Annotated in this window: 23 protein-coding genes; 3 read left to right on the forward strand and 20 right to left on the reverse strand. The window is 70.0% G+C overall.

Annotated features, from left to right (window positions below; all coding sequences use genetic code 11):
* Positions 1-39 precede the first annotated feature (39 nt).
* The 16 genes from BUB75_RS31940 to BUB75_RS32015 all read right to left on the reverse strand — a co-directional run bounded on the left by BUB75_RS31940 (position 40) and on the right by BUB75_RS32015 (position 19170).
* Positions 40-1071: a polyprenyl synthetase family protein gene (locus BUB75_RS31940; RefSeq protein WP_073262238.1), complete on the reverse strand. Its 1032-nt coding sequence runs from the start codon at positions 1069-1071 to the stop codon at positions 40-42.
* Positions 1068-2615 carry an NADH-quinone oxidoreductase subunit NuoN gene (nuoN, locus tag BUB75_RS31945; protein ID WP_073262240.1) on the reverse strand — a complete coding sequence of 516 codons (1548 nt, stop codon included), beginning with the start codon at positions 2613-2615 and terminating at the stop codon, positions 1068-1070. The genes BUB75_RS31940 and nuoN overlap by 4 nt, the downstream gene beginning before the upstream one ends.
* Positions 2612-4168: an NADH-quinone oxidoreductase subunit M gene (locus tag BUB75_RS31950; protein ID WP_073262242.1), complete on the reverse strand. Its 1557-nt coding sequence runs from the start codon at positions 4166-4168 to the stop codon at positions 2612-2614. The genes nuoN and BUB75_RS31950 overlap by 4 nt, the downstream gene beginning before the upstream one ends.
* Complete coding sequence (nuoL, locus tag BUB75_RS31955) at positions 4165-6096, reverse strand: NADH-quinone oxidoreductase subunit L (protein WP_073262244.1); 1932 nt, start codon at positions 6094-6096, stop codon at positions 4165-4167. Before nuoL ends, BUB75_RS31950 begins: the two co-directional genes overlap by 4 nt.
* A 14-nt stretch (positions 6097-6110) precedes the next feature.
* Positions 6111-6410 (reverse strand): NADH-quinone oxidoreductase subunit NuoK, encoded by a 300-nt coding sequence (gene nuoK / locus BUB75_RS31960; protein ID WP_073262246.1) that lies wholly within the window; start codon positions 6408-6410, stop codon positions 6111-6113.
* A 23-nt stretch (positions 6411-6433) separates the two neighbouring features.
* Positions 6434-7219: an NADH-quinone oxidoreductase subunit J gene (locus BUB75_RS31965; protein WP_143175548.1), complete on the reverse strand. Its 786-nt coding sequence runs from the start codon at positions 7217-7219 to the stop codon at positions 6434-6436.
* 5 nt (positions 7220-7224) lie between these two features.
* A complete protein-coding gene (nuoI, locus tag BUB75_RS31970; RefSeq protein ID WP_073262248.1) occupies positions 7225-7782 on the reverse strand; it encodes an NADH-quinone oxidoreductase subunit NuoI in 558 nt (185 codons plus the stop codon).
* Between the two features lie 2 nt (positions 7783-7784).
* The gene (gene nuoH / locus BUB75_RS31975; protein ID WP_073262250.1) at positions 7785-9089 is read right to left on the reverse strand and encodes an NADH-quinone oxidoreductase subunit NuoH; all 1305 of its coding nucleotides are present in this window, start codon (positions 9087-9089) and stop codon (positions 7785-7787) included.
* On the reverse strand, positions 9089-11623 hold the full coding sequence (locus BUB75_RS31980; protein WP_073262252.1) for an NADH-quinone oxidoreductase subunit G: 2535 nt from the start codon (positions 11621-11623) through the stop codon (positions 9089-9091). Before BUB75_RS31980 ends, nuoH begins: the two co-directional genes overlap by 1 nt.
* On the reverse strand, positions 11623-12930 hold the full coding sequence (gene nuoF, locus BUB75_RS31985; protein WP_073262254.1) for an NADH-quinone oxidoreductase subunit NuoF: 1308 nt from the start codon (positions 12928-12930) through the stop codon (positions 11623-11625). The genes BUB75_RS31980 and nuoF overlap by 1 nt, the downstream gene beginning before the upstream one ends.
* Complete coding sequence (gene nuoE / locus BUB75_RS48925; RefSeq protein ID WP_084741952.1) at positions 12927-14465, reverse strand: NADH-quinone oxidoreductase subunit NuoE; 1539 nt, start codon at positions 14463-14465, stop codon at positions 12927-12929. The genes nuoF and nuoE overlap by 4 nt, the downstream gene beginning before the upstream one ends.
* A 34-nt stretch (positions 14466-14499) precedes the next feature.
* Complete coding sequence (locus tag BUB75_RS31995) at positions 14500-15822, reverse strand: NADH-quinone oxidoreductase subunit D (RefSeq protein WP_073262258.1); 1323 nt, start codon at positions 15820-15822, stop codon at positions 14500-14502.
* Between the two features lie 19 nt (positions 15823-15841).
* Positions 15842-16498 (reverse strand): NADH-quinone oxidoreductase subunit C, encoded by a 657-nt coding sequence (locus BUB75_RS32000; RefSeq protein ID WP_245806349.1) that lies wholly within the window; start codon positions 16496-16498, stop codon positions 15842-15844.
* A gap of 62 nt (positions 16499-16560) precedes the next feature.
* Positions 16561-17223, reverse strand: coding sequence for a NuoB/complex I 20 kDa subunit family protein (locus tag BUB75_RS32005; RefSeq protein WP_073262262.1), 663 nt, complete (start codon positions 17221-17223; stop codon positions 16561-16563).
* A 108-nt stretch (positions 17224-17331) separates the two neighbouring features.
* On the reverse strand, positions 17332-17709 hold the full coding sequence (locus BUB75_RS32010) for an NADH-quinone oxidoreductase subunit A (protein ID WP_073262263.1): 378 nt from the start codon (positions 17707-17709) through the stop codon (positions 17332-17334).
* A gap of 156 nt (positions 17710-17865) precedes the next feature.
* Positions 17866-19170 (reverse strand): geranylgeranyl reductase family protein, encoded by a 1305-nt coding sequence (locus BUB75_RS32015; RefSeq protein WP_073262513.1) that lies wholly within the window; start codon positions 19168-19170, stop codon positions 17866-17868.
* A gap of 456 nt (positions 19171-19626) precedes the next feature.
* Here BUB75_RS32015 and BUB75_RS32020 point away from each other — a divergent pair, with 456 nt between their 5' ends.
* Complete coding sequence (locus BUB75_RS32020; protein WP_073262265.1) at positions 19627-20235, forward strand: superoxide dismutase family protein; 609 nt, start codon at positions 19627-19629, stop codon at positions 20233-20235.
* Between the two features lie 138 nt (positions 20236-20373).
* Here BUB75_RS32020 and BUB75_RS32025 read toward each other — a convergent pair whose 3' ends face one another.
* On the reverse strand, positions 20374-21060 hold the full coding sequence (locus BUB75_RS32025) for a demethylmenaquinone methyltransferase (protein ID WP_073262267.1): 687 nt from the start codon (positions 21058-21060) through the stop codon (positions 20374-20376).
* Between the two features lie 189 nt (positions 21061-21249).
* Here BUB75_RS32025 and BUB75_RS32030 point away from each other — a divergent pair, with 189 nt between their 5' ends.
* Positions 21250-21774 (forward strand): SCP2 sterol-binding domain-containing protein, encoded by a 525-nt coding sequence (locus BUB75_RS32030; protein WP_143175528.1) that lies wholly within the window; start codon positions 21250-21252, stop codon positions 21772-21774.
* A 77-nt stretch (positions 21775-21851) separates the two neighbouring features.
* Entirely contained in the window at positions 21852-23492 is a 1641-nt protein-coding gene (locus tag BUB75_RS32035) for an AMP-binding protein (protein WP_073262269.1), read from the forward strand.
* Between the two features lie 48 nt (positions 23493-23540).
* On the opposite strand, the gene BUB75_RS32040 is transcribed toward BUB75_RS32035, so the two are convergent.
* The 3 genes from BUB75_RS32040 to mqnC form a co-directional block, all read right to left on the reverse strand.
* Complete coding sequence (locus tag BUB75_RS32040; protein ID WP_073262271.1) at positions 23541-24632, reverse strand: polyprenyl synthetase family protein; 1092 nt, start codon at positions 24630-24632, stop codon at positions 23541-23543.
* 45 nt (positions 24633-24677) lie between these two features.
* Complete coding sequence (locus BUB75_RS32045) at positions 24678-25661, reverse strand: MerR family transcriptional regulator (protein ID WP_073262517.1); 984 nt, start codon at positions 25659-25661, stop codon at positions 24678-24680.
* Positions 25662-25769: 108 nt separating this feature from the next.
* The gene (gene mqnC / locus BUB75_RS32050) at positions 25770-26939 is read right to left on the reverse strand and encodes a cyclic dehypoxanthinyl futalosine synthase (RefSeq protein WP_073262519.1); all 1170 of its coding nucleotides are present in this window, start codon (positions 26937-26939) and stop codon (positions 25770-25772) included.
* Positions 26940-26959 lie beyond the last annotated feature (20 nt).

The raw sequence follows: 26959 nt of genomic DNA on the forward strand, positions 1-26959 counted from the left end.
TATCGGCCTCTGAGCCGCGCTCAGGGGCCCGGGATCGCGTCAGCCCGTGCGGTCCACCACGTAGTACGTGAGGGACTCCAGCGCGCGCCTGGCGGGCACGTCGGGCAGCGTGGCCAGCGAGTCACGGGCCCGCTGCGCGTACGCGGCCAGCGTCTCGCGCGCGGTGGCCATCGCGGGGCTCTCCCGCAGCAGCCCCAGCGCCTCGGCCACCTCGTCGTCGTCGGAGATCGGCCGCGAGATCAGCTCCCGCATCCGCGCCTCGGCCGGGTCGTCGCCGGCCAGCGCGTGCAGCACGGCCAGCGTCGGCACACCCTCCCGCAGGTCGGTGCCGGGCGTCTTGCCCGACTCCGCCGACGTGGACGCGATGTCGAGCAGGTCGTCGGAGAGCTGGAACGCCACCCCGATCTCCTCGCCGTACGCGGTCAGCGTCTCGGTGATCGCCGGGCCGCAGCCGGCGAACATCGCACCGAACCGGGCCGACGTGGCGATCAGCGACCCGGTCTTCTCCGCGAGCACGTGCAGGTGGAACTCCACCGCGTCGGTGTCGCCGAGCGGACCGGCCGTCTCCCGGATCTGCCCGGTCACCAACCGGGCGAACGTCCGGGCCTGCAGCCGCACCGCCTCCGGCCCCAGATCGGCGACCAGGTCGGACGCCCGCGCGAACAGGTAGTCGCCGGTGAGGATCGCGATGGTGTTGGTCCACCGCGCGTTCGCACTCGGCGCGCCCCGCCGCACGGGGGCCTCGTCCATGACGTCGTCGTGGTAGAGCGTCGCCAAATGGGTCAGCTCGGCAACGACCGCCGCCTGCACGACGGCGGGCGCCTCGGGGTTACCGAAGTGCGCCGCCGACAGCGCCAGCAGCGGCCTGAACCGCTTGCCGCCCGCCTCGACCAAGTGGCGGGCGGCGCTGCCGACCAACGGGTCGGCGTCCGACACCGCGGTGCGGAGCGCGTCCTCCACCTGCCCCAGGCCGGCACGGACGGAAGCGGCAAACTCAGGCTCGATGGCCTCGATGCCGAGCAGACCTGTCCCGGTGGGTGCCACGTCCATCCCTGCTGTGCGCGTGTTCATCGAACAAATTGTGCCGCCTGCCCTGCGAGGTCGAGCAGTTGAGTCGGCACCACGCCCAAAGCCAGTGTGGCCAGGACCCCGATAGTCAGGGCAGCTGCGGTGAAACCACCCGGAACCGAAACCGTCGGACCGTCCTCAGCAGGGTCAGAAAGGTACATGAGCACAATGACTCGAAGATACGGAAATGCGAGGACCATGCTCGCGATGACGCCGACGATCACCAGCGAAGTCGCGTTGCCGTCGATCGCCGCCGCGAACACCGCGAACTTCGAGATGAATCCGCTGGTCAGCGGCAGACCGGCGAACGCCAGCAGGAACAGCGTCATCACACCGGCGTAGAGCGGTGACCGTCGCCCCAGCCCGGCCCACCGGGAGAGGTGAGTTGCCTCGCCGTCGGCGTCGCGCACCAGCATGACGACCGCGAACGCGCCGATCGTCGTGAAGCCGTACGCGGCCAGGTAGAACAGCGTCGAGGACACGCCCTTCTCGGTCAGCGCGACGACGCCGGTGAGGATGAAACCGGCGTTGGCGACCGACGAGTACGCCAGCAGACGCTTGATGTCGGTCTGGGTGACCGCGAGGACCGCACCGACGACCATCGTCAGCATCGCGATCCCGATCAGCACCGGCCGCCAGTCCCACTTGGTGGACTGGAACGCCACGTAGAACACCCGCAGGATCGCGCCGAACGCGGCGACCTTCGTGCAGGCGGCCATCAGCGCGGTCACCGGCGTCGGTGCGCCCTGGTAGACGTCGGGCGTCCAGGAGTGGAACGGGACGACGCCCGCCTTGAACAGCAGACCGATCAGCAGCATCGCGAAGCCGAGGAACAGCAGCACGTCGTCGGCGGGCGAGCTGTTCACCGAGTCGCGGATGGCCCGCAGGTCGACCGCGCCCGCGTAGCCGTAGATCAGCGCGACGCCGTACAGGAAGAACGCCGAGGCGAACGCGCCGAGCAGGAAGTACTTGACCGCGGCTTCCTGGCTGATCAGCCGCCGGCGCCGGGCCAGCGCGCACAGCAGGTACAGCGGCAGCGAGAGCACCTCGAGCCCGACGAACATGATCAGCAGGTCGTTCGCCGAGACGAACAGCAGCATGCCGCCGAGCGCGAACAGCGCGAGCGGGAACGCCTCGGTGTGCGACGTGGGCTCGCTGGCGAGCCGACGGTCGGACGGCGAACCCGCGACGATCGCCGCCTGCGCGACGAACGAGCCGCCGACGTCCAGCGACCGCTCGGCCATCAGCAGGACGCTCACCGCGCCGAGCACGATGATGCTGCCGGACAGGAACAGCGCGGGGCCGTCGATCGCCACCGCACCGGCGGCGGTGATCACCTCGGTCTTCGCCTGGACGACCACCGCGACGAACGCGGCTGCCAGCGCGCCGAGCGACAGCACCACCTGGACGAGATGCCGCGCCCGGCGGGGGACGAACGCCTCCACCAGAATGCCGACACACGCCGCGCCGAGCAGGATCAGCATCGGCGAGAGCGCCCCGTAATCGAGCTTCGGGGCCTCGATGTCGGCCGCCAGAAGGTCGTTCATCGGTCTCCTCCGGCCACATCAGTGGGTTGCGGATCGCTCTTGCCCACGTCGGTGAGCGTGTGCTTCACCGCGGGGTTGATCACGTCGAGCAGCGGCTTCGGGTAGACGCCCAGGCCGATGATCAGCACCAGCAGCGGCGCGATCACCCAGGCTTCGCGGCGGGTCAGGTCACGCCACTTGGGCCGGTCCCCGGACTCGGGCGACTCAGACACCATCGTGGGGTTCACCGGCCCGTGCATCGTCCGCTGGATCATCCACAGCACGTACAGCGCGGCGACGACGATGCCGAGCGTCGCGACGACACCCGCCACCGGGTTACGCGAGAACACCCCGAGCAGCACCAGGAACTCACTGACGAACGAGTTCGTCATCGGCAACGCCAGCGACGCCATGCCGGTGATGAAGAACGCCCCGTAGATCCACGGGACGAGCTTCCCGGCGCCGCCGTAGTCGGCGATCAGGGCCGAGCCGCGGCGGGCGATCAGGAAGCCCACGACGAGGAACAGCGCGCCGGTCGCGATGCCGTGGTTGACCATGTAGAGCACGGCGCCCGACCCACCCTGGGTGGTGAACGCGAAGACGCCGACCGCGATGAACCCGAAGTGGGCCACCGAGGTGTACGCGACCAGCCGCTTCATGTCGTGCTGACCGATCGCCGCCAGCGCGGCGTACAGGATGCCGATGATGCCGAGCACGATCACCAGCGGCGCGAAGAACCGGGACGCCTCCGGGAACAGCGGCAGGTTGTACCGCAGGAAGCCGAACGTCCCGACCTTGTCGAGGACGCCGACCAGCAGCACGGCCGCGCCGATCGGCGCCTGGCCGCCCGCGTCCGGTAGCCAGGTGTGGAACGGGAACAGCGGCGCCTTCACCGCGAACGCGATGAAGAACCCGAGCCAGATCCAGCGGCCGGTCGCCGTGGTCATGTCGAGCCCGGCCAGGTCTTCGAACGCGAACGTGCCCTCGCCCAGCTCGCGGGCGCTGACGACGAACAGCGCGATCACGCTGGCGAGCATGAACAGACCGCCGACCAGCGAGTACAGGAAGAACTTCACCGCCGCGTACTGCCGCTGCGGACCGCCGTACGACCCGATCAGGAAGTACATCGGGACGAGCATCGCCTCGAAGAAGACGTAGAAGAAGAACACGTCGGTCGCGACGAACACGCCGATCATGCAGGTCTGCAGCGCCAGCATCAGCGCGTAGTACGTCTTCACCGAGCGGCGTCCGGCGCCGGACTCGTGCCAGGACGCCAGCAGGACGATCGGCGTCAGCACCGCGATCAGCGCGAGCATCACCAGCGCGATGCCGTCCACGCCGAACGCCAGGCGGGTGCCGAACTGCGGGATCCAGGTGTACGAGGTGACGAACTGGAAGCGATCGCCGTCCGGGTCGAAGTTGGCGCAGACGATGATCGTCAGCACCAGGACCACCAGCGACCAGCCCAGCGCGACCAGCTTCGCGAGCCGGTCGGCGCTCTTCGGGAGGAACGCCACGACGATCGCGCCGACCAGCGGCAGCGCGGTCAGTACGGGGAGCCAGGGACCGTTCATCCGAGCCGCACCACCAGCAGCGACGCCAGCACCACGACCGCACCTCCGAGCATCGTCAGGGCATACGACCGGACGAACCCGGTCTGCAGGCGGCGGAGCCGGCCGGAGCCGCCACCGACCGCGGCGGCCAGGCCGTTGACCAGCCCGTCCACCCCACGGCTGTCGACGTACACCAGAGCCCGGGTGAGCCACTGGCCCGGCCGCATGAGCACGGCCTCGTTGAACGCATCCGCGTAGAGGTTCCGCCGGGCGGCCACCACCAGCTGGTTGGCCGGCTGCTCCACCTTGGCGGTGCCGCGGCGGAAAATCAGGTAGGCCAGCGCCGCACCGATCACCGAGACCGCCACGACCAGGCCGGTGACGACGATCGGCTCCATCTTGTGCGCGACCTCGTGCACCTCACCGGTCTCGCCGACGAGCACGGGCTCGAGCCAGTGCACGGTGCGGTCGCCCTGGGTCAGCAGGAAACCGCCGGCCACCGAGCCGACCGCCAGCAGGATCATCGGCACGGTCATCGACAGCGGGGACTCGTGCGGGTGCGGAGCCCCACCCTCCTCCTCGGTGGTCCAGCGCGGCTTGCCGAGGAACGTGAGGACGAACAGCCGCGTCATGTAGAACGCGGTGAGCCCGGCGCCGAGCAGCGCCGCCCCGCCGAACAACCAGCCGGTCCAGCCCGGACGGTCGAACGCGTGCTCGATGATCGGGTCCTTGGAGAAGTACCCGGACAGCGGCGGGATGCCGATGATCGCCAGGTAGCCGAGTCCGAACGTCGCGGTCGTGATCGGCATGTACTTCGCCAGCCCGCCGAACCTTCGGATGTCGACCTGATCGTTCATCCCGTGCATCACCGAGCCCGCGCCGAGGAACAGCCCCGCCTTGAAGAAGCCGTGCGCGAGCAGGTGGATGATGCCGAGCGCGTACGCCTCGCCGCCGAGCCCGACGGCCAGGAACATGTAGCCGATCTGGCTGACCGTGGAGTACGCCAGGACCTTCTTGATGTCGTCCTTGGCGCAGCCGATGATGCACCCGATCAGCAGCGTCAGCGCGCCGATCGCACACACGACGGTCTGGCCGGTCCCGGACAGGTCGTAGATCGGGTGTGCCCTGGCGATCAGGTAGACGCCCGCGGTGACCATCGTCGCGGCGTGGATCAGCGCGGACACTGGCGTGGGGCCGGCCATCGCGTCCGGGAGCCACGCCTGCAGCGGGAACTGGCCGGACTTACCGCAGGCGCCGAGCAGAAGGAGCAGCGCCAGGATCGTGACCGTCGTCGACGAGAGCTCGTCGACCGACGAGAAGACGCCCTCGAACGAGGTGTCGCCGAGCGTCGCGAAGAGCAGGAAGATGCCCAGCGCCAGGCCGACGTCGCCGACCCGGTTCATGATGAACGCCTTCTTCGCCGCGGTCGCGGCTTCCGGCCGGGTGAACCAGAACGCGATCAGCAAGTAGGACGCCAGACCGACGCCTTCCCAGCCGACGTAGAGCGCGACGAAGCTGTTGCCGAGAACCAGCAGCAGCATCGCGGCGACGAACAGGTTCAGCATCGCGAAGAAGCGCCGCCGGCCCTCGTCGTGCGCCATGTACCCGATCGAGTACACGTGGATGAGGAAGCCGACGCCGGTGATCAGCAGCACGAACACCGCGGAGAGCGGGTCGTAGAGCAGCCCGGCGTCGACCTTCAGCCCACCGACCTCGATGAACGTGAAGAGGTGCTGGGAGACTGCCCGGCTTTCCTCTCCGAGCCCGCGCAGTTCGAGGAACTGGACGACGCCCAGGACGAACGCGATGCCGACCGTCGCGCACCCGAGCAGGTGGCCCCAGGCGTTCGCCCGGCGGCCGAGCAGGAACAGGACGAGCGCACCGGCCAGCGGCAGCGCGATCAGCAACCAGAGCAGGGCGAGAGACCCCGTCGGCTCTGCATACTCCACGGCGCTTTATCCCCTCAGTACTTCAGCAGGTTCGCGTCGTCGACCGAGGCCGACCGGCGGGTGCGGAAGATCGACATGATGATCGCGAGCCCGACGACGACCTCGGCCGCGGCGACGACCATGACGAAGAACGCCATGATCTGACCGTCGAGCGTGCCGTTGATCCGGGAGAACGTGACCAGCGAGAGGTTGGCCGCGTTGAGCATCAGCTCGATGCACATGAACACGACGATCGCGTTCCGGCGGATCAGAACACCCACCGCGCCGATCGTGAACAGTGCAGCGGAGAGCAGCAGATAGTAGGTAGGAGTCACTGCCGGCCCTTCATGGAATCAGCTCAGCCCTTCGGGGTGGTCAGACCGCTGTCGAGTTCACGCCGCTCGACCGACGGCGCGACGCTGCCCTCGGCCGGCGTGCCGTCGGGCAGCAGCGCCGGGGTGGCCACCGAGTCCGACAGCGCGTAGACGCCCGGGCCGGGCTTCGGCGCCGGGTAGTTCCCCTTCCGGAAGCGGGCGATCGAACGCTCGCGCTGCGTCGGGAGGCCGGCCTTGTCGCGTTCGATGTGGGCCAGGATCATCGCCCCGACCGCCGCCGTGATCAGCAGCGCGCTGGTGACCTCGAACGCGAACACGTAGCGGGTGAACAGGAGCGCGGCGATCGAATCCACGTTCCCGCCGCCGGCCTCGTTGGTCTGCGCCAGGCCGCGCGCCGACGTCTCGCCGAGCGCCCGGTAGAGGGCGGTGGTGACCAGCGCGGCCAGCCCGATACCGAGCAGGACGGCCGCCAGCCGTTGCCCGCGGAGCGTCTCGACGATCGAGTCCGCGGAGTCCCGGCCGATCAGCATCAGCACGAACAGGAACAGGATCATGATCGCGCCGGTGTAGACGATGATCTGCACCATGCCGATGAACGGGCCGGCCTGGAGGACGTAGAACACGCCCAGGCTGAACATCGTGCAGACCAGGAACAGCGCCGAGTGGATCGCGTTGCGGGCCATCACCATGCCGATCGCGCCGCCGAGCGCGACCGGACCGAGGATCCAGAACGCGACCTTCTCACCGGTCGGCGGATCGCCGGGGGCGGCGGCCGACAACACAGTCAGCCCGTCGAGAGCAACACTCAGCGTGCTCACCGGACGACCTCCTTCGGTTCCGACCGGTCCGGACGCTCGGCACCCGCCGAGGCCCCCGGGTTGGTCGGGCCCTGGACGTAGTAGTCGGTCTCGTTGGCGCCCAGCCGCATCGCGTGCGGAGGCGCCTCCATCCCGGGCAGCAGCGGCGCGAGCAGCTGCTCCTTCGTGTAGATCAGGTCGGCCCTGCTGTCGCTGGCCAGCTCGTAGGAGTTCGACATGGTCAGCGACCGGGTCGGACAGGCCTCGATGCAGAGCCCGCAGAAGATGCAGCGCGCGTAGTTGATCTGGTAGACCGCGCCGTACCGCTCACCCGGCGAGTAGCGGGCATCCTCGGTGTTGTCGCCACCCTCGACGTAGATCGCGTCGGCCGGGCACGCCCAGGCGCAGAGCTCGCACCCGACGCACTTCTCCAGCCCGTCGGGGTGCCGGTTGAGCACGTGGCGACCGTGGTAGCGGGGCGCGGCCGGCTGCGGGACGTCCGGGTACTTGATCGTCACCCGCTTCTTGAACATCGTCGAGAAGGTGAGCCCGAAGCCTTTGACGGAGTCGAACACGATCAGTTCTCCTTCTCGCTCGGCGACTCGTCGTCGGCGCCCACCTTGGCGGGGACCTGCTTGAGCCGTGGCGACGGTGGAACGACGAGGTCGAGCGGTGGCACCGGGAAGTCGGACTGGGGGTTCGGGTCGCGGGCGTCGACTTCCTTCTTCTCCCGCTCCGGGATCAGCAGACTCAGCGCGACCACGACCAGCAGCACGACCGCGACGCCGATCAGGATCTCGCGAGTCGAGAACTCGTACTCGCGGCGCAGCGTGTTCATCGCGGCGACCAGCAGCAGCCAGACCAGGCTGACCGGCACCAGGACCTTCCAGCCGAAGTGCATGAACTGGTCGTAGCGCAGGCGGGGAAGCGAGCCACGCAGCCAGACGAACACGAACAGCGCGGCGAGCACCTTGCCCATGAACCAGAGCACCGGCCACCAGTTCTCGTTCGCGCCCGGCCAGATCGTGCCGAGGCCGAACGGAGCGCGCCAGCCGCCGAGGAACAGCGTGGCGCAGAGCGCCGACACCGTCACCATGTTCACGTACTCGGCGAGGAAGAACATCGCGAACTTCAGCGACGAGTACTCGGTGTGGAACCCGCCGACCAGCTCGCTCTCGGCCTCCGGCAGGTCGAACGGGGCGCGGTTGGTCTCGCCGACCGCCGAGATCGCGTAGACGACGAAGCTCGGCAGCAGCGTGAACACGAACCACGTGTTCTCCTGTGCCCAGACGATCTCGCTGGTCGACAGCGACCCGGCGGTGAGCAGCACCGGCACGATCGAGAGGCCCATCGCGACCTCGTACGAGATCATCTGTGCCGCCGACCGCATACCGCCGAGCAGCGGGTACGTCGAGCCGGACGCCCACCCGGCGAGCACGATGCCGTACACGCCGAGCGACGAGCAGGCCAGGATGTACAGGACGCCGACCGGCAGGTCGGTGAGCTGGAGTGCGGTGGTGTGGCCGAAGACCGAGACGTTCGGGCCTAGCGGGATCACCGAGAACGCGATCAGCGCGACGACCGCGGAGATGATCGGCGCCAGGATGTAGACCGCCTTGTCAGCGGCCTTCGGGATCAGGTCTTCCTTGAACGCCAGCTTGATGCCGTCGGCGAGGCTCTGCAGCGTGCCCCACGGGCCGACGCGGTTCGGCCCGGGCCGGACCTGCATGTAGCCGATGACCTTGCGCTCGGCGACGATCGAGAACAGCACCAGGACGACGAGGATGGCGAACGTCGCGACGATCTTCGCGAGGATCAGCCACCACGGGTCGTTGCCCACCGCGGCCGGTTCGGCGGCGGCCAGCACCGCGCCTGCGTCCATCAGGACTCTCCTTCGTCCGAGTCGACCGCCGGTCGGCCGCCGTCCGCCGGGTCACCACCGTCACTGGTGGCGCGGGCCTCGACGTCGCCGAGCCCGCCATCCGGGCCCGGCCCGGCGCCGGTAGGTGAGCCTGCCGTAACGCGCACCAGATCGCCTGCCCCCACGCCGAGCGTCGGCCGCACTCGGGAGTCGACCGAGTTCGTCGGCACCCAGACCACCCGGTCGGGCATCTCGGTGATCGCGACCGGCAGCTGGATCGCCCCGCGGTCGGTGGAGACCAGGATGTGCGCTCCGGCGCGTACGCCCAGCTCGGCGGCGGTGCCCGGAGACAGGTGCGCGAACGCGGGCTTGGCGGTGCCCGCCAGGTGCTCCTCGCCCTCCTGCAGCGTCCCGACGTCGAGCAGGTGGTGCCAGGTCGCCAGCACGGCCTCGCCGTCACCGGGGCTGACCCGCGGTGCGGCCGGCTCCATCGGCGACGGTGGCGGGTCGGCGTCCGGGCCGGCGACGCCCAGCGCGGTGGCGTCGGCGAGCACGGCCTCCGCCGACGACGCGCCGAGGTAGGCACCGAGCTCGTCGGCCAGCGCGTCGAGCACGCGGGCGTCGGACATCGCGCCGGTGCCCTCGAGCGTCAGCCCGAACGGCCGCACCCGGCCTTCCCAGTTGATGAAGCTGCCGCCCTTCTCGGTCACCGGAGCGACCGGGAAGACGACGTCCGCGTAGTCCGCCACCGCCGAGCGGCGCACCTCCAGCGAAACGACGAACGGCGCTGCGTCCAGCGCCGCGCGCGCCACCGCCGGGTCCGGCAGGTCGTCCGGGTCGACGCCGCCGACGATCAACCCACCGAGCTCGCCGGACGCCGCCGCGGCGAGGATCTCGCCGGTCGAGCGTCCCGGGGTCTCCGGCACCGACACGCCCCACGCCGACTCGACCGCCGAGCGTGCGACCTGCGACGTGACCTGACGACCACCGGGCAGCAGCGTCGGCAGCGCGCCGGCTTCCACCGCACCACGCTCACCGGCCCGCCGCGGCACCCAGCCGAGCGTCGCACCGGTGTTGAGCGCCAGCAGCGACGCCGCGGAGTACGCACCACGGATCCCCGCCGCGCGTTCCCCGACCAGGATCACCGCGCCCGGCGTCCGCAGCGCGTCCGACAGCGACGTCAGGTCGGGCAGCTCACCGGCGCGCAACGCGTCCAGCACCTTGGGCTCCGCGCCCGGCGTCGCCTGGATCAGCGTTCCGCCGAGCTTGTCCAGGCCGCGGGTGGCCAGCGGCGCCACCGACCAGACCTTCGTCCCGTGCTTCCGCCACCCCTTGCGCATGCGGAGGAAGACGATCGGCGACTCCTCCTCCGGCTCGAACGCGACGAGCAGGACCGCGGGCGCGTTCTCCAGGTCGGCGTAGGTCACCTCGAGCGGCTTGCCCGCGACATGTGCCCCGAGGAACAGCGCCTCCTCGTCGGAGTGCGGCCGGGCACGGAAGTCCACGTCGTTGGTGCCCAGTGCGACCCGGGCGAACTTCGCGTACGCGTAAGCGTCCTCATAGGTGAGACGGCCACCGGGCAGCACGCCGACGCCCCCGGCCTCGCGAGCGGCCGACAGGCCGCGTGCGGCAACCGTGAAGGCCTCGCTCCACGAGGTCGGCTCCAGCTCACCGGCGGCGTTCCGCACCAGCGGCTGGGCCAGCCGGGCCTTGCCGGTCGCGTAGGTGAAGGCCCAGCGACCCTTGTCGCAGTTCCACTCCTCGTTGACCGCCGGGTCCTCGCCGGCCAGCCGGCGGAGCACCTTGCCGCGCCGCCAGTCGGTACGGAGCGCGCACCCGGAGGCGCAGTGCTCACACACCGACGGCGTGGAGACCAGGTCGAACGGACGGGCCCGGAACCGGTAGGCGGCGCCGGTGAGCGCACCGACCGGGCAGATCTGCACGGTGTTGCCGGAGAAGTACGACTGGAACGGCTCGTCGGACGCGATGCCGACCTGCTCCAGCGCCGAGCGCTCCAGCAGCTCGATGAACGGGTCACCGGCCACCTGCTTGGAGAACCGGGTGCAGCGCGCACACAGCACGCACCGCTCCCGGTCGAGCAGCACCTGCGAGGAGATCGCGAGCGGCTTCGGGTAGGTGCGCTTGACGTCACGGAACCGCGACTCGGCGGCTCCGTTGCTCATCGCCTGGTTCTGCAGCGGGCACTCGCCGCCCTTGTCGCAGACCGGGCAGTCGAGCGGGTGGTTGATCAGCAGCAGCTCCAGCGTGCCGCGCTGCGCCTTCTCGGCCACCGGGCTGGTGAGCTGCGTCTTCACCACCATGTCGGGCGTCACCGCCGCGGTGCAGCTCGCGACCGGCTTGCGCTGCCCCTCGACCTCGACGATGCACTGGCGGCACGCGCCGACCGGATCCAGCAGCGGGTGGTCACAGAACCGCGGGATCTGGATCCCCAGCTGCTCGGCGGCGCGGATGATCAGCGTCCCCTTCGGGACGGTGACGCTCAGGCCGTCGATCGTCAGCGTGACCGTGTCGACTTTGTCAGGTGCGATCGTCATCAGTGCGCTCCGGCGAGGGCGGCCTGTTCGGCGGAGAAGTACGGCTCCTTGCGACGCTCGATGTAGGCGAGGTAGTCGTCGCGGAAGTACTTGAGCGACGAGAGCACCGGGCTGGTCGCGCCGTCGCCGAGCGCGCAGAACGACCGCCCGAAGATGTTGTCGCAGGTGTCGCTGAGCGTGTCGAGGTCGGCCTTGGTGCCCTGGCCGGAGAGGATCCGGCGGAGCACCTGGACCATCCAGTAGTTGCCCTCGCGGCACGGCGTGCACTTGCCGCACGACTCGTGGGCGTAGAACGCGATCCAGCGGTACGTCGCGTAGACCGGGCAGTCCTTGTCGCTGAAGACCATCACGGCGGTGGTGCCGAGCATCGACCCGGCGGCGGCCGCCCCCTCGAAGTCGAGCGGGACGTCCAGGTGTTCCTCGGTGAACATCGGCGTGGAGGAACCGCCCGGCGTCCAGAACCGCAGCTCGTGACCGTCCTTCATGCCGCCGGCGAGTTCGAGCAGCTCGCGCAGCGTGGTGCCGAGCGTGCACTCGTACTGGCCGGGGCGGTTCACCCGGCCGGAGATCGAGTAGATCTTCGGGCCGGGCGACTTCTCGGTGCCCATCGTCTTCCACCACTCGGCCCCGCCGAGCACGATGTACGGCACGCTCGCGATCGTCTCGACGTTGTTCACCACGGTCGGCCCGCCGTAGAGGCCGGCGACCGCGGGGAACGGCGGCTTGAGCCGCGGCTGGCCGCGGTAGCCCTCGAGCGAGTCGAGCAGCGCGGTTTCCTCGCCGCAGATGTAGGCGCCCGCGCCGGAGTGCACGACGAGTTCCAGGTCGAAGCCGCTGCCCAGGATGTTGCGACCGAGGTAACCGCGCGCGTAGGCCTCGTTGACCGCGTTGCGCAGCCGCCGGGCGGCGTGCACGGCTTCACCACGGATGTAGATCGCGGCGAAATTCGCCCGGATCGCGTATGACGTGATGACGATGCCTTCGATCAGGCCGTGCGGGTCGGCCATCATGTACGGCAGGTCCTTGCAGGTGCCGGGCTCGCCCTCGTCGGCGTTCACCACGAGGTAGTGCGGCTTGCCGTCGCCCTGCGGGATGAAGCTCCACTTCAGACCGGTCGGGAAGCCCGCGCCGCCGCGACCGCGCAGCCCGGAGTCCTTGACCAGCTGGATCAGGTCGTCCGGGTGCGCCTTCATCGCCTTGCGGAGGGCGGAGTAGCCGTCCAGCCGCTCGTAGGTCGAGATCTTCCAGGCCTCGGGCGAGAGCCAGCGCTTCGTGAGTACCGGGGTGAGGACGTTGCGCTCGCTCATTTCTGCCCCTCGTTCTCGGTGCGCGGGTCTGTCGGCGGCGCGTCACCGGCCGGCTTGGAGTCGGCGGACGGCTCCGGGACGGTCGGCGACGTCTCGGCTGGGTTTGTCGGCGTCTCCAGGTCCTTGACCTGCGGGTCCGTGGCAGGCTGGGCCGGCGTGGCGTCGGCCTGCTCGACCGCCGGCGCCGAACGCTCGGTCTCCGGGTCGCGGTTGGTGGGGCGGCGGGTGCCGCCCCGCTTGGCCGGGGCCTTGTTGGCCGGGCGGCGCTTGGCCGGGTCGGCTGTCGCCGAGACCAACGGCCCGCTGCGACGGCGCGGGCGTGGTGCGGGCTTGTCCGCCGTTACGTCCTCGTCGGACGCTCCGCCGCCGGCCTCCGCCGGTTCGCTCGCCGCCGGAGCGGCCTTCGGCGGGGTTGCCTTCGTCGACTTCGTCGCCCGCGGAGCCCGCGGCGCCCGCGGCGCCCGAGACGCCTTCGCCGGAGGCGCCACATCGGCACCGGGCGCGTCCCCCGCGGGGCCGTCGGCCGCGGGCGCGTCGGCGGCCGGGGCCGTGGTCGCCGCAGGCGCCTCAGCCGGGGCCTCGGCCGCCGGGGCCGTGCTGGTCGCCGCAGGCGGCCCGGCCGGAGCCTCGGCCGCCGGAGTCTTGCTGGCCGCGGGGGCGGTGCTGGTCGCCGCGGGCGGGGTCTCGGCGGCGGGGGTCGTGCTGGCCGTCGCGGGCGGCTCGGCGGTCTTGGGGCCCTCGTCCGTAGACGCCGCCGCGGCCTTCGCGGCCGGGGACGCGCTCGCAGCCTTGGCGGGCGCGGCCTTGGTCGGCGTGGGCTTCGCGTCCTGGTCAGCTTTCCGCGGAATGGGCGTGTTCGGGAAGAACCCCGGCACGCTCACCCCACGCTCCTCCGCCAGCCGGTTCCCGGCCACCGTCGGCTCGAAGTCCGTCATCGGATCGGCGACCGCACCGTTCCGCGCCTCGGCGAACCCCGCCAGCTGGCGCGACATCTCCTTGAACGAGCACAGCCGAGCGCCCCGCGTCGGCATCGGACGCTCGCCGTCCTGGAGCTGCTTCACCAGGCTGAGCGCCGAGTCGGCGTCCACCTGGTCGAAGTACTCGTAGTTGACGGTCATCACCGGCGCGTAGTCACACGCGGCCAGGCACTCGGCGTGCTCCAGCGTGATCCGGCCGTCCTCGGTGGTCTGGTCGTGCCCCACCTCGAGGTACGCCGAGAGCGCCTCGTACGCCTTGTCTCCCCCGAGCACCCCGCACATCGTGTTCGTGCAGACGCTCACCAGGTACTCGCCGGTCGGGCGGCGCTTGTACATCGTGTAGAACGTCGCGACGGCCGCCACCTCGGCCTTGGTGATCCCGAGCTGCTCGGCGCAGAACGCGATCCCCTCCGGGCTCACGTACCCGTCCACCGACTGCACCAGGTGCAGCATCGGCAGCAACGCCGATCGGGACCGCCCCTCCGGGTAGCGCGCGACGATCGTCGCGGCCTGCTCGGCCAGGTCGGCGCGGACCGTCTCGTCGGTCAGCTCACTCATACTGCGGCCTCGCTCAGATCGATAGTTCCCGCGGTCACCGGTCGACGCCCCCCATAACCGGGTCGAGCGAGGCACCCGACGCGATCGCGTCCGCGATCGGAGCACCCTCGACCATCGCGGGGAACGCCTGCAGGTTCACGAAGCTGGGTTCGCGCACGTGGACGCGGTACGGCCGGGTGCCGCCGTCGCTCACCACGTGGAAGCCCAACTCGCCGCGGGGCGACTCGACCGCGGTGTACACCTGGCCCGCGGGCACCCGGAAGCCCTCGGTCACCAGCTTGAAGTGGTGGATCAGGGCCTCCATCGACTGGCCCATGATCTGCCGGACGTGCTCCAGCGAGTTGCCCATGCCGTCCGCGCCGAGCGCGAGCTGCGCCGGCCACGCGATCTTCTTGTCGGTGACCATGACCGGCCCCGGCGCGAGGCGGTCCAGCGCCTGCTCGACGATCCGCAGCGACTGCCGCATCTCGTTGACCCGCACCAGGTACCGGCCGAAGACGTCCCCGGTGGTCTCGGTGACGACGTCGAAGTCGTAGTTCTCGTACCCGCAGTAGGGCATCGTCTTCCGGAGGTCCCACGGAAGCCCGGCCGACCGGAGCACCGGCCCGGTGATACCGAGCGACAGGCAGCCGGTCACGTCGAGGAAGCCGACGTTCCTGGTGCGTGCCTTCCAGACCGGCTGGCCGGTGAGCAGCTTCTCGTAGTCGTCGAACTTCTCCCGCATATACGGGATGAACTCGCGGATCTTGTCCTCGATGCCGACCGGGAGGTCCTGCGCCAACCCGCCGGGGCGGACGAACGCCATGTTCATCCGCAGGCCGGTGATCTCCTCGAACAGGTCGAGCACGAACTCCCGCTCGCGGAAGCCGTAGATCATCATCGTGGTGGAGCCCAGCTCCATGCCGGTGGTGGCCAGCCAGACCAGGTGCGAGCTGATCCGGTTGAGCTCCATCAGCAGGACGCGGATCGTGGTGGCCCGCTCCGGCACCTCGACGCCGAGCAGCTTCTCGACCGCGAGGCAGTAGCCGGTCTCGTTGAAGATCGGCGAGAGGTAGTCCATCCGGGTGACGAACGTGGTGCCCTGCGTCCACGTCCGGTACTCGGTGTTCTTCTCGATGCCGGTGTGCAGGTACCCGATGACGGTACGGGCCTCGGTGATCGTCTCGCCCTCGAGTTCGAGGACGAGCCGCAGCACCCCGTGCGTCGACGGGTGCTGCGGGCCCATGTTGACGACGATCCGCTCACTGGCCAGCGGATCTTCGGCGTGGATCGAGTCCCAGTCGCCGCCGGTGACGGTATAGACGCGACCCTCGGTGGTCTCCCGGGAGTCGGCGTACGGGTCGCTTGTCTGGGTCATTCGGCCACCTCCTGGCGGCTCATCGGTAGGCCCGGCGGGTGTCGGGTGGCGGGATCTCCGCGCCCTTGTACTCGACCGGGACACCGCCGAGCGGGTAGTCCTTGCGCTGCGGGTGGCCATCCCAGTCGTCCGGCATGAGGATCCGGGTCAGCGCCGGGTGACCGTCGAAGATCACGCCGAACATGTCCCAGACCTCGCGCTCCTGCCAGTCCGCGGTCGGGTAGACCGAGGTGACCGACGGGACGTGCGGGTCGTCGACGGTGACCCCCACCTCGAGCCGGATCCGCCGCCGGTAGGTCATGCTGGTCAGCTGATAGACGACGTGCAGCCGCTCGGACTGCTCGGTCGGGTCGGTGCTCAGCGGAGCGTCCAAATAGTCGACGCCGGAGACCGAGCTGCAGAGCTCGAACCGCAGACCCTCGCCGTCGCGGAGCAGGTTGCAGACCTCGACGATGCGCTCCCGGCGGACGTAGAGCGTCAGCTCTCCGCGGTCGACCACCACTCGGGTGATCGCGCTCTCGAAGCCGACGTCGCGCTTGGCCAGTTCCTCGGTGAGGAGGTCGGCGACCTCGTCGAAGTAACCGCCGTAGGGCCGCTGGGTCGCGTGCGGGTCGGCGACCGGCCGGACCAGCCCGCCGAACCCGGAGGTGTCACCGGAGCCGGAGACGCCGAACATGCCCTTCTGGGCGCCGTGCTCGCCGTGCTCGCCGAGTTCGTCGGCGCCGTTGCCGTCAGTGCTCACTTGCGAGCCACCCCTGCCTCGTTCTGCCGTGCGGCCGTCTCGATCCGGAACTGCTCGGCGCGGCCCTCGGCCTCGGCCCGCTCCCACTCCCGCCGGAGCGTCTTGTCGTACCGGAAGGAGGACGGCATCGTGCCGTACCGCTTGGCGGTTCCGTCGGCCTTGGCCGCCGCGAGCTCGGCTCGGCGCTTGGGACCGAGCGGCTCGTGCATGACCTTTTCGTGCAGCTTCAGGACGGCGTCGAGCAGCATTTCCGGCCGCGGCGGGCAACCGGGCAGATACATGTCGACCGGAACCACGTGATCAACACCCTGGACGATCGCGTAGTTGTTGAACATTCCGCCCGAGCTGGCGCAGACGCCCATCGAGAGCACCCATTTCGGCTCCGGCATCTGGTCATAGATCTGCCGCAGCACAGGCGCCATCTTCTGACTCACCCGACCGGCGACGATCATCAGATCGGCCTGCCGCGGAGTTGCGCTGAACCGCTCCATTCCGAAGCGCGCGAAGTCGTATCTGGCGGCACCGGTCGTCATCATCTCGATGGCGCAGCAGGCCAACCCGAAGGTGGCCGGCCACATCGACGACTTCCGGCTCCAGTTGACGATCTTCTCGACGGTGGTCACCAGCACCCCGCCGGGGAGTTTCTCCTCCAGCCCCATGGCGCGGACCCCTCTCAGTCCGGTCGACCGGTATCCGGTTCCAACCGGTTTATTCAGACGGTCAGTTCAATCGGTGGGTCGGTGAGCGGACGAGCCTCGGTGTAAGGCTCAGTCCCAGTCGAGGCCGCCGCGACGCCAGACGTACGCGTAGGCAATGAACACAGTGCCGATGAACAGCACCATCTCCACCAGCCCGAACAGGCCGAGCGCCTCGTTGGCGACCGCCCACGGGTAGAGGAAGATGATCTCGATGTCGAAGACGATGAACAGCATCGCGGTCAAATAGAACTTGACCGGGAATCGGCCGCCACCGGTTGCCTGCGGTGACGGCTCGATGCCGCATTCGTAGGCGTCCAGCTTGGCCTTGTTGTAGCGCTTGGGCCCCACGAAGGCCGCCGCACCGACGCTGAACACCGCAAAAGCAGCAGCCAGCACGAAGAGGCCGACGATCGGCGCATAGAGCGCGAGTGAACCACCGGTGTCCATCGGTTCCCTTCCCTGACGTCGATGTGCAGCGAGGAGGTGCCGTAGAGCTATTTGGTCCTGCGTCTATCAGGACGCAGTCTTTTATCGGGGGTTTCTTTCGTTATCGACGGTTATGGTGTGACTCGTTATTCGGGGGTACTCAATCACACTGCAGGCTCACACTGCGGGCGCCAGCTTGGACAGGCCGTTGATGACCCGATCCATAGCGTCCCCACCGCGGGGATCGGTGAGATTCGCGAGCAGTTTGAGCACGAAGCGCATGAGGAGCGGATGCGGCAGCCCATGGCGAGTCGCGACCTTCATGATGTCCGGGTTGCTGATCAGCTTCACGAAGACGCCGCCCAGCCGGTAGTAACCGCCGTACCGCTCGGTGAGGAGCGTCGGGTAGGCGCGCAGCGCCCGCTCGCGGCTCGGGCCGGCGGCACGCGCGAGGGCCTGCACGGCGACCTCGGCGGCGATCTCGCCGGACTCCATCGCGTAGGCAATGCCCTCACCGTTGAACGGGTTCACCATGCCACCGGCGTCGCCGACGAGCATAAGTCCGCGGGTGTAGTGCGGCTTGCGGTTGAAGCCCATCGGCAGCGCCGCGCCGCGGATCGGCCCGTCGGCGTTCTCCTCGCGGTAGCCCCACTCCTCCGGAGTGCCGGCCATCCAGGACTTGAGCAGCTGGCGGTAATTGACGTCCTTGAACGCCGCAGAGCTGTTCAGGATGCCCAGGCCGACGTTCGACCGGCCGTCACCGAGACCGAAGATCCAGCCGTAGCCGGGCAGTAGCCGATCCTTGCCGTCGACCTTGTCCCACAGCTCCAGCCACGACTCCAGGTAGTCGTCGTCGTGGCGCGGGCTCTGGTAGTACCGGCGCACGGCGACGCCCATCGGGCGAGCCTCGTTGCGGGCCAGCCCCAGCGCGAGCGCGAACCGGCCGGAGACGCCGTCGGCGGCGATCACCAGCGGCGCCCGGTAGGTGGCCTTGGTCTTCTCCGGCCCGACCTCGGCCTCGACGCCCACCACCCGGCCGGCGGTGGACAGCACCGGGCCGGTGACGGTCGTGGAGGTGCGCAGCTGGGCACCGGCCTTCACGGCGGCCTTCGAGAGCATGTCGTCGAAGTCCATCCGGGTACGGGTGAGCCCGTAGTTCGGGTAGGCCGCCAGATCGGGCCAGGGCAGCTCCATCCGGACGCCGCCACCGATCACCCGCAGGCCCTTGTTGTGCAGCCAGCCGTTCTCGGTAGAGGTGTCGATACCCATCGACACGAGGGACCGGACCGCCCGTGGCGTCAGCCCGTCGCCGCAGACCTTCTCCCGGGGGAACTCGGTCTTCTCCAGCAGGAGGACGTCGAGCCCCGACCGGGCCAGGTGGTAGGCGGCCGCGGAACCGGCCGGGCCGGCGCCCACGACGATCACGTCGGCGTCCGCGAGTCTTTCCGCGTTGCCGACCGGCCCGCCGACAACTCCGGGCAGGCTAATGGAACGGCTATCGGCGGCGGTGTCGACCACGGGGGGCTCGGCACCGCGGGGAGCGGGCTCGGTGGTCACGGCTGCCTCTCGACTGTGGTGCTGACCGTGTTGCTGCTAGGGGTCTCAGGGGCCATCGGGCGGGGCTTGCGTGCGCTTGTGAAAATCTTCACGAACTCAGCACGGGCAGTCTATGCCGCGCATCACATGGCTGGGTACTAAGGCTCGCCTAACCCGAACCGGCGAGCGCCCGACGCCACGGCGACCACCCGCCGACAGCCTCGCGAGAAGACCTGACTTGAGACGTTTTGTCCACCGCACAAAAACGTCGATGCCGTTGTGTACGGGGTCACAAAAAATCGACGCAAGGAGTAGCGTGCCCGCAGAACGAAATAGCACATATCAGCACTTACGCTGATTGACTCGCACCGCAGCGACCCCTGCGCTCCCAAGGAGACCGTGATGCGCCGATCCGCAGCACTCGTCCTCGTAGCCACCTCGCTGCTCGCTGCCGGGTGCGGCGGGGCGTCCCGGGAGGACGGCGGTTCGCAGGAGGAATCGGCGTCCGCGGCAGTCGAAGCAGCGCAGCCGATGGTGGCGGAGGGTACGTTCGGCAGCTACTCACCGACCAGCGTCGCGGTGACGTACGACCCGTCGCTGGTCCCGCCCGGCGCCACCGCCCGCCTGACGATCGCCGAGATCGCCGACGCGACGACCGTGACGCTCGACGTCGGGGGGATGAAGCCCGACCGCACCTACGGGGCGCACCTGCACACGAAGCCATGCGGAGCCACCGGCACCGCAGCCGGGCCGCACTACCAGCACCGCCCCGACCCGGCCGCGTCCGCCTCGCCCCCGTCGGTGAACCCGACGTACGCGAACCCGCAGAACGAGGTGTGGCTCGACTTCACGACCGACTCGCAGGGCACCGGGATCAGCAAGAGCACGCAGCCGTGGCGGTTCACCACGAAGCCTCAGTCGCTGATCATCCACGCCCAGAAGACCCAAACCGCCCCAGGCAAAGCCGGTATCGCCGGCCCCCGCCTGGCCTGCCTGACGGTCAAAGGGTGAAAGGCGCGCTGCGCCTTTGCTCTGACGTGGAGCCCGCTGAGAGCGTCGGGGACAGTCGAGCGGGCCGACGCCGTGACATTAGGGGGCCGTCATAAGGAGGCCCGCTCGCCTGTCATCCGTCGTTCTCAGCGGGCCGCCCTACGCGCGGAAGGCGTGGTGGAGGGTGACGATTCCGCCCGTAAGGTTGCGCCAGCGGACGGAGCGCCAGCCGCTGGCGCCGATCGTTCCGGCGAGGTCGGCCTGCGTCGGCCACTCGCGGATCGACTCGGCCAGGTAGACGTAGGCGTCCGGCGCGCTGCTCACCGCGCGGGCCACCCGGGGTAGCGCGCGCATCAGGTACTCGGTGTAGACGGTCCGGAACGGCGCCCACGTGGGGTGGCTGAACTCCAGCACGACGAGCCGCCCACCCGGCTTCGTCACCCGCGCCATCTCGGCGAGCCCTGCGGCGGTGTCCGCGACGTTGCGCAGCCCGAACGAGATCGTCACCGCGTCGAACGTGGCGTCCGGGAACGGCAGGTGCATGGCGTCGCCTGCGACCAGCGGCACTCCGCGGTCGAGGCCCTCGCGCAGCATGCCGAGCGAGAAGTCGCACGCGATCACCTCGGCGCCGGAGTGCGCCAGCTCCGCGGTGGAGACCGCGGTACCGGCCGCGAGGTCCAAGCACCGCTCACCCGGCCGCAGGTCCAGGACGTCGGCGGTGAGCGTCCGCCAGCGCCGGTCCTGGCCGAACGAGATCACCGTGTTCGTGAGGTCGTACCGGCGTGCGACCTGGTCGAACATCGCCGCCACGTCGCGTGGTCGCTTGTCCAGTGATGCCCGCGTCATGACGTCAGCCTAAGTCAGGTCCGGACGCGACCCCGCGCCGCGCCCGGCGTCGGCGACTTTGTCATTCCCACCAGTAAATGGCGGAGTTTCGAGGAACCAGTAGCCCCGTTGTTTAACGCGGGAGTAACCTACTGGCGCGTTAAGTCGAACAGAGGGAGCACCGTCGTGTCGTCCTTCGATCCTCGGCAGTTGGCCGAGATTGATCCCAAGCAGATCAGCGCCGCTGAGTTCGAAGAGCTGCTGACCGCCGCCTCGCAACAAGCCGGAGAACCGGGCGCCACCGAGGGGCTCGAGGCGATCGACCCGGCGGCGTTCGCCCGGTTGATCGGGCGGGCCCGCAAGGACCAGCTCGAGGCCGTGATGAGCAGCCCGGTCCGGTCGATCGTCCTGGACCAGATCCTCCGCCGCTTCGCCGACCACTACCGCGCAGGCGACCCCCGCCCGCCGAAGGTCATCCACTGGAAGATCACCGGTCGGCCGGACGGCGGCACCGACGACTTCGAACTGGTCCTGTACGGCGATCGGTGCGAGGCCAACGCGGTCGCCCAGCACGGCGCCGACACCACGATCATCCTCGGCGGGCCTGAGTTCCTGCTGCTCACGTCGGGCAACGGCAAGCCGACGACGATGTTCATGACCGGAAAGCTCAAGGTCCGCGGCGACCTCGGTCTCGCCGCCGTGCTCGCCAAGATCTTCGTCATCCCTACGTCGTAGCCCCGCCCGCCCCTTCACCCAAGGCCCGCCCCTTCCCCCAAGGCCCGCCCCTTCCCCCAGGAACGAGGTGTCACCGAATGGCAGCGCAGGACGCCGTGGCCAGCCCCACCGGCGGCAAGGTGGCGTACGCCACCCAGCTGGCGACGACGCTGATCCGGGCAGGGGTGATCGCACCCGGACGCCCCGACCGCGTCACGCGGCAGCTCGCCGCACTGCGGAGCTGGGGGTTGAGCCTGGCAGGCGGCTACACCAGCGCTGCGGCACGTGACCCGGAGCGGATCGCGCTGATCGACGAGCGCAGGCAGGTGACGTTCGCCGAGGTGCGCGACCGCGCCACCCGGATCTCGCAGGGCCTCGCGGCGCTCGGCGTCAAGGGCAAGAGCCGGGTCGCGGTGCTCTGCCGCAACCACGCCGGGTTGATCGAGGCGCTGGTCGCGTCCGCGGGCCGCGGCGCGGACACCGTGCTGCTGAACACCGGCCTCTCGGCGACCCAGATCCAGACCGTCCTTCGTGAACAGAAGGTCGAGCTGCTCATCGCCGACGAGGAGTTCCTGCCGCTGATCGGCGAGCCGCCGCCCGGCGTCCAGCTGCTGCTGGCGTGGACGGACGGAACGAGCCCCGGCCCGACGACGCTCGAGGAGCTCGTCGCGTCGAACCCCGGTGGGAAGGCCTCGCCGCCCGAGATCGTGGGGCGGACGATCGTCCTGACGTCCGGCACCACCGGAGCGCCGAAGGGCGCGCGCCGTCCGCCGCCGCACGGGCTGGGGGCGCTCGCGTCGATCCTCTCCAAGATCCCGCTGAAAGTGCGGGACACAATCGCGATTCCGGCGCCGCTGTTCCACACCTGGGGTTTTGCCGGACTCCAGGTCGGGATGGGGCTGCGCGCGACGCTGGTGCTCCGGCGCCGGTTCGAGCCGGAGTCCGTGCTCGCCGACATCGCCACGCACCGCGCCGGGGGCGTGTTCGTCGTCCCGATCATGATGCAGCGGATGCTCGAGCTGCCGCCCGACGTCCGCAGCAAGTACGACCTGAGCGCGCTCCGCGCGGTCGCCAGCAGCGGGTCGGCGTTGATCGGCGACTTCGCGCTGCACTTCATGGACGCGTTCGGCGACGTGCTCTACAACCTGTACGGGTCGACCGAAGTGTCGTGGGCGACGATCGCGACGCCGAGCGACCTGCGCCGCGAACCCCGCACGGCCGGCCAGGCGCCGCTCGGTACCCAGCTGGCGATCCTCGACGAGAGCGGCAACGACCTCCCGACCGGGACGCCCGGCCGGATCTTCGTCGCGAACGGGATGCTGTTCGAGGGGTACACGAACGGGGCGAACAAGGAGGTCAAGCGCGGGTTCATGAGCACCGGCGACGTCGGGCACATGGACTCTACCGGCCTGCTGTTCGTGGACGGCCGAGACGACGACATGATCGTGTCCGGCGGGGAGAACGTGTTCCCGCGCGAGGTCGAGAACATCCTGACCGAGGCCGAGGCGGTACGCGAAGTCGCGGTGGTGGGGGTTCCGGACCCGGACTGGGGGCAGCGGCTCGCGGCGTACGTCGTCCTGCACGACGGGTACACGCTCGACGCGGACGAGGTCCGCGACCTGGTGAAGAACAAGGCAGCACGCTTCTCGGTCCCCCGCGACGTGCACTTCCTCGCCGAGCTCCCCCGCAACGCCACCGGCAAGGTCGTCCCCCGCCTTCTCCGCGAGGCCGCCTCCTGAACCGACGCGAAACCGGTCTCTAACCCCGGCTCAGAGGCCGGTTTCGCGTCAGGCGCTGCGGTCTACGGCGGCGACGGCCAGGTCTCGGAGGGCGGCGCGGCCCTCGGGGGTGAACGGCGCGCTCGCCAGCACGGCCAGCGCGTGGTCGCAGCGCTCGGTGATCATCCGCTCCACGCTCTCCCGGGCCCCGGTCTCGACGATGAGCGCGCGCAACGCGGCGACCCCCTCGTCGTCCAGATCGGGGTTACCGAGGCGCTCCGCGAGGAGCGCCCTCCCGCCGTTCGACGCCCGGGAGCGCGCCAGCGCGACCAGCACCGTCTGCTTGCCTTCCCGCAGGTCCTCGCCGGACGGCTTACCGGTGACCGCGCTGTCTCCGAACACGCCGAGCAGGTCGTCGCGCAGCTGGAACGCCTCGCCGATCGGGAGCGCGAACGCGGTGTAGGCGTCGACGACCGTCGCAGGCGCATCGGCGACCGCGGCGCCCAGGTGCAGCGGTGCCTCCACCGTGTACTTGCCGCTCTTGTACCGGGCGATCCGCAGTGCGCGCTCCAGCGGCACTCCCCCGCGGGTCGGAGCCGCGATGTCGAGGTACTGGCCGGCCATCAGCTCCAGACGCATCGTCGCGAACACGTCCCGGGCCCGCGACGCCGCGAGCGACGGCAGCCCCGCGGTGGCGAGCATCTGCTCGGAGAGCACCAGCAGCAGGTCACCCAGCAGGATCGCGGCGGCCTGACCGAAGCGCTCCGGGTCGCCGTGCAGACCGGCCGCCCGATGTGCCGCCTCCAGCGCGCGGTGCGCCGACGGGCGTCCGCGGCGTAGGTCGGAGCCGTCCATCACGTCGTCGTGGATCAGCGCGAACGCATGCAACAGCTCCAGCGACGCGGCGGCGCGGATCAGCGTCTCGTCGTCCGGCGCACCGGCCGCCCGCGCACCCCAGTACGCGAACAGCGGGCGGAGACGCTTGCCCCCGGCGAGCACCGCGGCCTGCAGCGGGCCATCGAGGTCGGACAGCTCCTCGCCGACTCGCCCCAGCACCGCCACGTAGTCGGCCAGGAAGTCCTCCAGCGCGAGACCGACGCGGGCCCGGACGTCTGCGTTGGTCGGGCTGACTCTCGCCGCTTCCACCGTCCGCGTGCTCATCTCGACCTCGTCCCGTTCGGCGGTGCATCGGTTGTGAGTCGATTCCTACCGTGAGACGCGCCGCCCCGCATCTCGAGACGCGGCCGGCCCACCCAGCGCGGCGAGCACACCCTCGACGGCTTCCACCAACGACGTCGGTAGCGCGACGCCGGCGGGCAACCGTCGCCGGACCGGACCGAGCCAGCCGGGGCCGGCCGCGATCATCCGTACGGGACGCCCGATCCCGGCCAAGCGGGTGAACACCGTCGGGTCAGCGGTCTCCGGCACCTGTGACCAGAGCACGACCACCGACGGGCCGGTCCGCCGCACGGCCTCGACCATCGCCTCGGCAGGAACCCGGGCACCGAGGATCCGTGTTCCCCGCCGCACCTCGCGCAGCGCGGCCGCCAGCGCCTCCAGCGGCAGCGTGTGCTGCTCCTCCTCCACCGCGGCGAGCAGCGTCCGGGGCGGGGCGAGCGCGGGCACCGGCTCGTCGGACGTGCGGGCCCGCCGCGGACCCGCCGGACCCGGCACGACCATGCGCAGCTCGGTGGAGATGTGCCAGGACAGCAAATGCTCGACCTCGACGACGCTGTGCCCGGCCTGCCAGCGCTGCCCGAGCGCCGAGAGCACCGGGACCAGGACCTCGCTCCAGGTCAGCACCGTGCCGTACGTCCGCAGGCAGGTGCGGATCTCCTCGGCGATCGCGTCCGAGTCCATGCTGCCCGCGGCCCTGGCCAGCCCGCGTGCGGCCGCCTGCGCCAGCCCCACCGGCATCACCCGCCGGTTCGGCACGCGGGCGCCGGGGCGCGGCGCGGGTTCGGTCAGTTCGCCCGGGTTGGCGGCCAGCGCGGTGCGCGCGGCATCCGCTGGTGAGACCCCCTGGAACGTGAGGCGGCGCATCATCTCCAGCCGCCGGACGTCCTCTGCGGAGTACCGCCGGTGCCGTCCTGCCTCGTGCTCACTCGGGCCGAGGCCGTACCGCTGGTCCCAGGTCCGCAGGGTGGTCACCGCTACGCCGAGCCGCCTGGCCACCGCCCCGGCGGTCAGGCGTGGACCGGCCCAGGACGGACGTACCGCCTCGGACGCCCCACTGCGCTCGTCGCTCGCCACCTACAGATCATCGCGCGCAACGGCGTAACGCGCGCGCCGAGCGCTTTATGACGCTTCGACCAGCGGCAGATTGCGGCCGACGCCACCGCCGGGCAGGGCGATCGACGCGAAGTGCGAGACAATGTGGTCGTCGCTCGGGTCGTTCGCCGGGTCGTCGTGGACGACCAGGTGGCGGTAGAGCGTGTCGCGCTGAGCAGGCGTCCGGCCCGCGCTGCGCATCAGGTGGATCAGCTCGGTGCGGTTGGAGCGGTGCTTCGCCCCCGCGCTGGAGACCACGTTCTCCTCGAGCATGACCGAGCCCAGGTCGTCGGCGCCGTAGTGCAGCGTCAGCTGGCCGATGTCCTTGCCGGTCGTCAGCCAGGAACCCTGCAGGTGCTTGACGTTGTCGAAGAACAGCCGCGCGACCGCGACCAGCCGCAGGTACTCCAGGCTGGTGGCCTGCGTCCGGCCCTTGAGGTGGTTGTTCTCCGGCTGGTACGTCCACGGAATGAACGACCGGAAGCCACCGGTGCGGTCCTGCACGTCGCGGATCATCCGCATGTGCTCGATGCGCTCGGCGTTCGTCTCGCCGGTGCCCATCATGAACGTCGCGGTCGATTCGACGCCGAGCCCGTGGGCGGTCTCCATCACCTCGAGCCAGCGCTCACCGGACTCCTTGAGCGGCGCGATCGCCTTCCGCGGCCGCTCGACCAAGATCTCGGCGCCGGCACCGGCGAACGAGTCGAGCCCGGCCGCGTGGATCCGGGTGATCGACTCCTCGATGCTGACCTTCGAGACCTTCGACATGTGCATGACCTCGGACGCGCCGAGCGAGTGCAGGGTCAGCGACGGGTACTCGCGCCGGATCGCGCCGAACACCGCCTCGTAGTACTCGACGCCGTACTCCGGGTGGTGACCACCCTGGAGCATGATCTGCGTCGCACCGAGCTTCACCGCCTCGTCGCATCGGCGCAGGATCTCGTCGAGGTCGTGCGACCAGCCTTCCTTGTGCTTCGGCGCGCGGTAGAACGCGCAGAACTTGCACGCGGTGACGCAGACGTTCGTGTAGTTGATGTTCCGGTCGATGATGTATGTCGCAATATGAGCGACATCACCATAAATCCGGCGCCGGACCGTGTCGGCCGCCGCCCCGAGCGCGTGCAGTGGCGCGTCGGTGTACAGCAGCAACGCCTCCTCCGGCGAGATCCGGCCGCCGTCGGCGGCGCGCTGAAGGATGTCGGCTGTGAATTCTTTTC

Origin of the sequence: Cryptosporangium aurantiacum (genome assembly GCF_900143005.1) — a bacterium.
GTDB classification, from domain to species: domain Bacteria; phylum Actinomycetota; class Actinomycetes; order Mycobacteriales; family Cryptosporangiaceae; genus Cryptosporangium; species Cryptosporangium aurantiacum.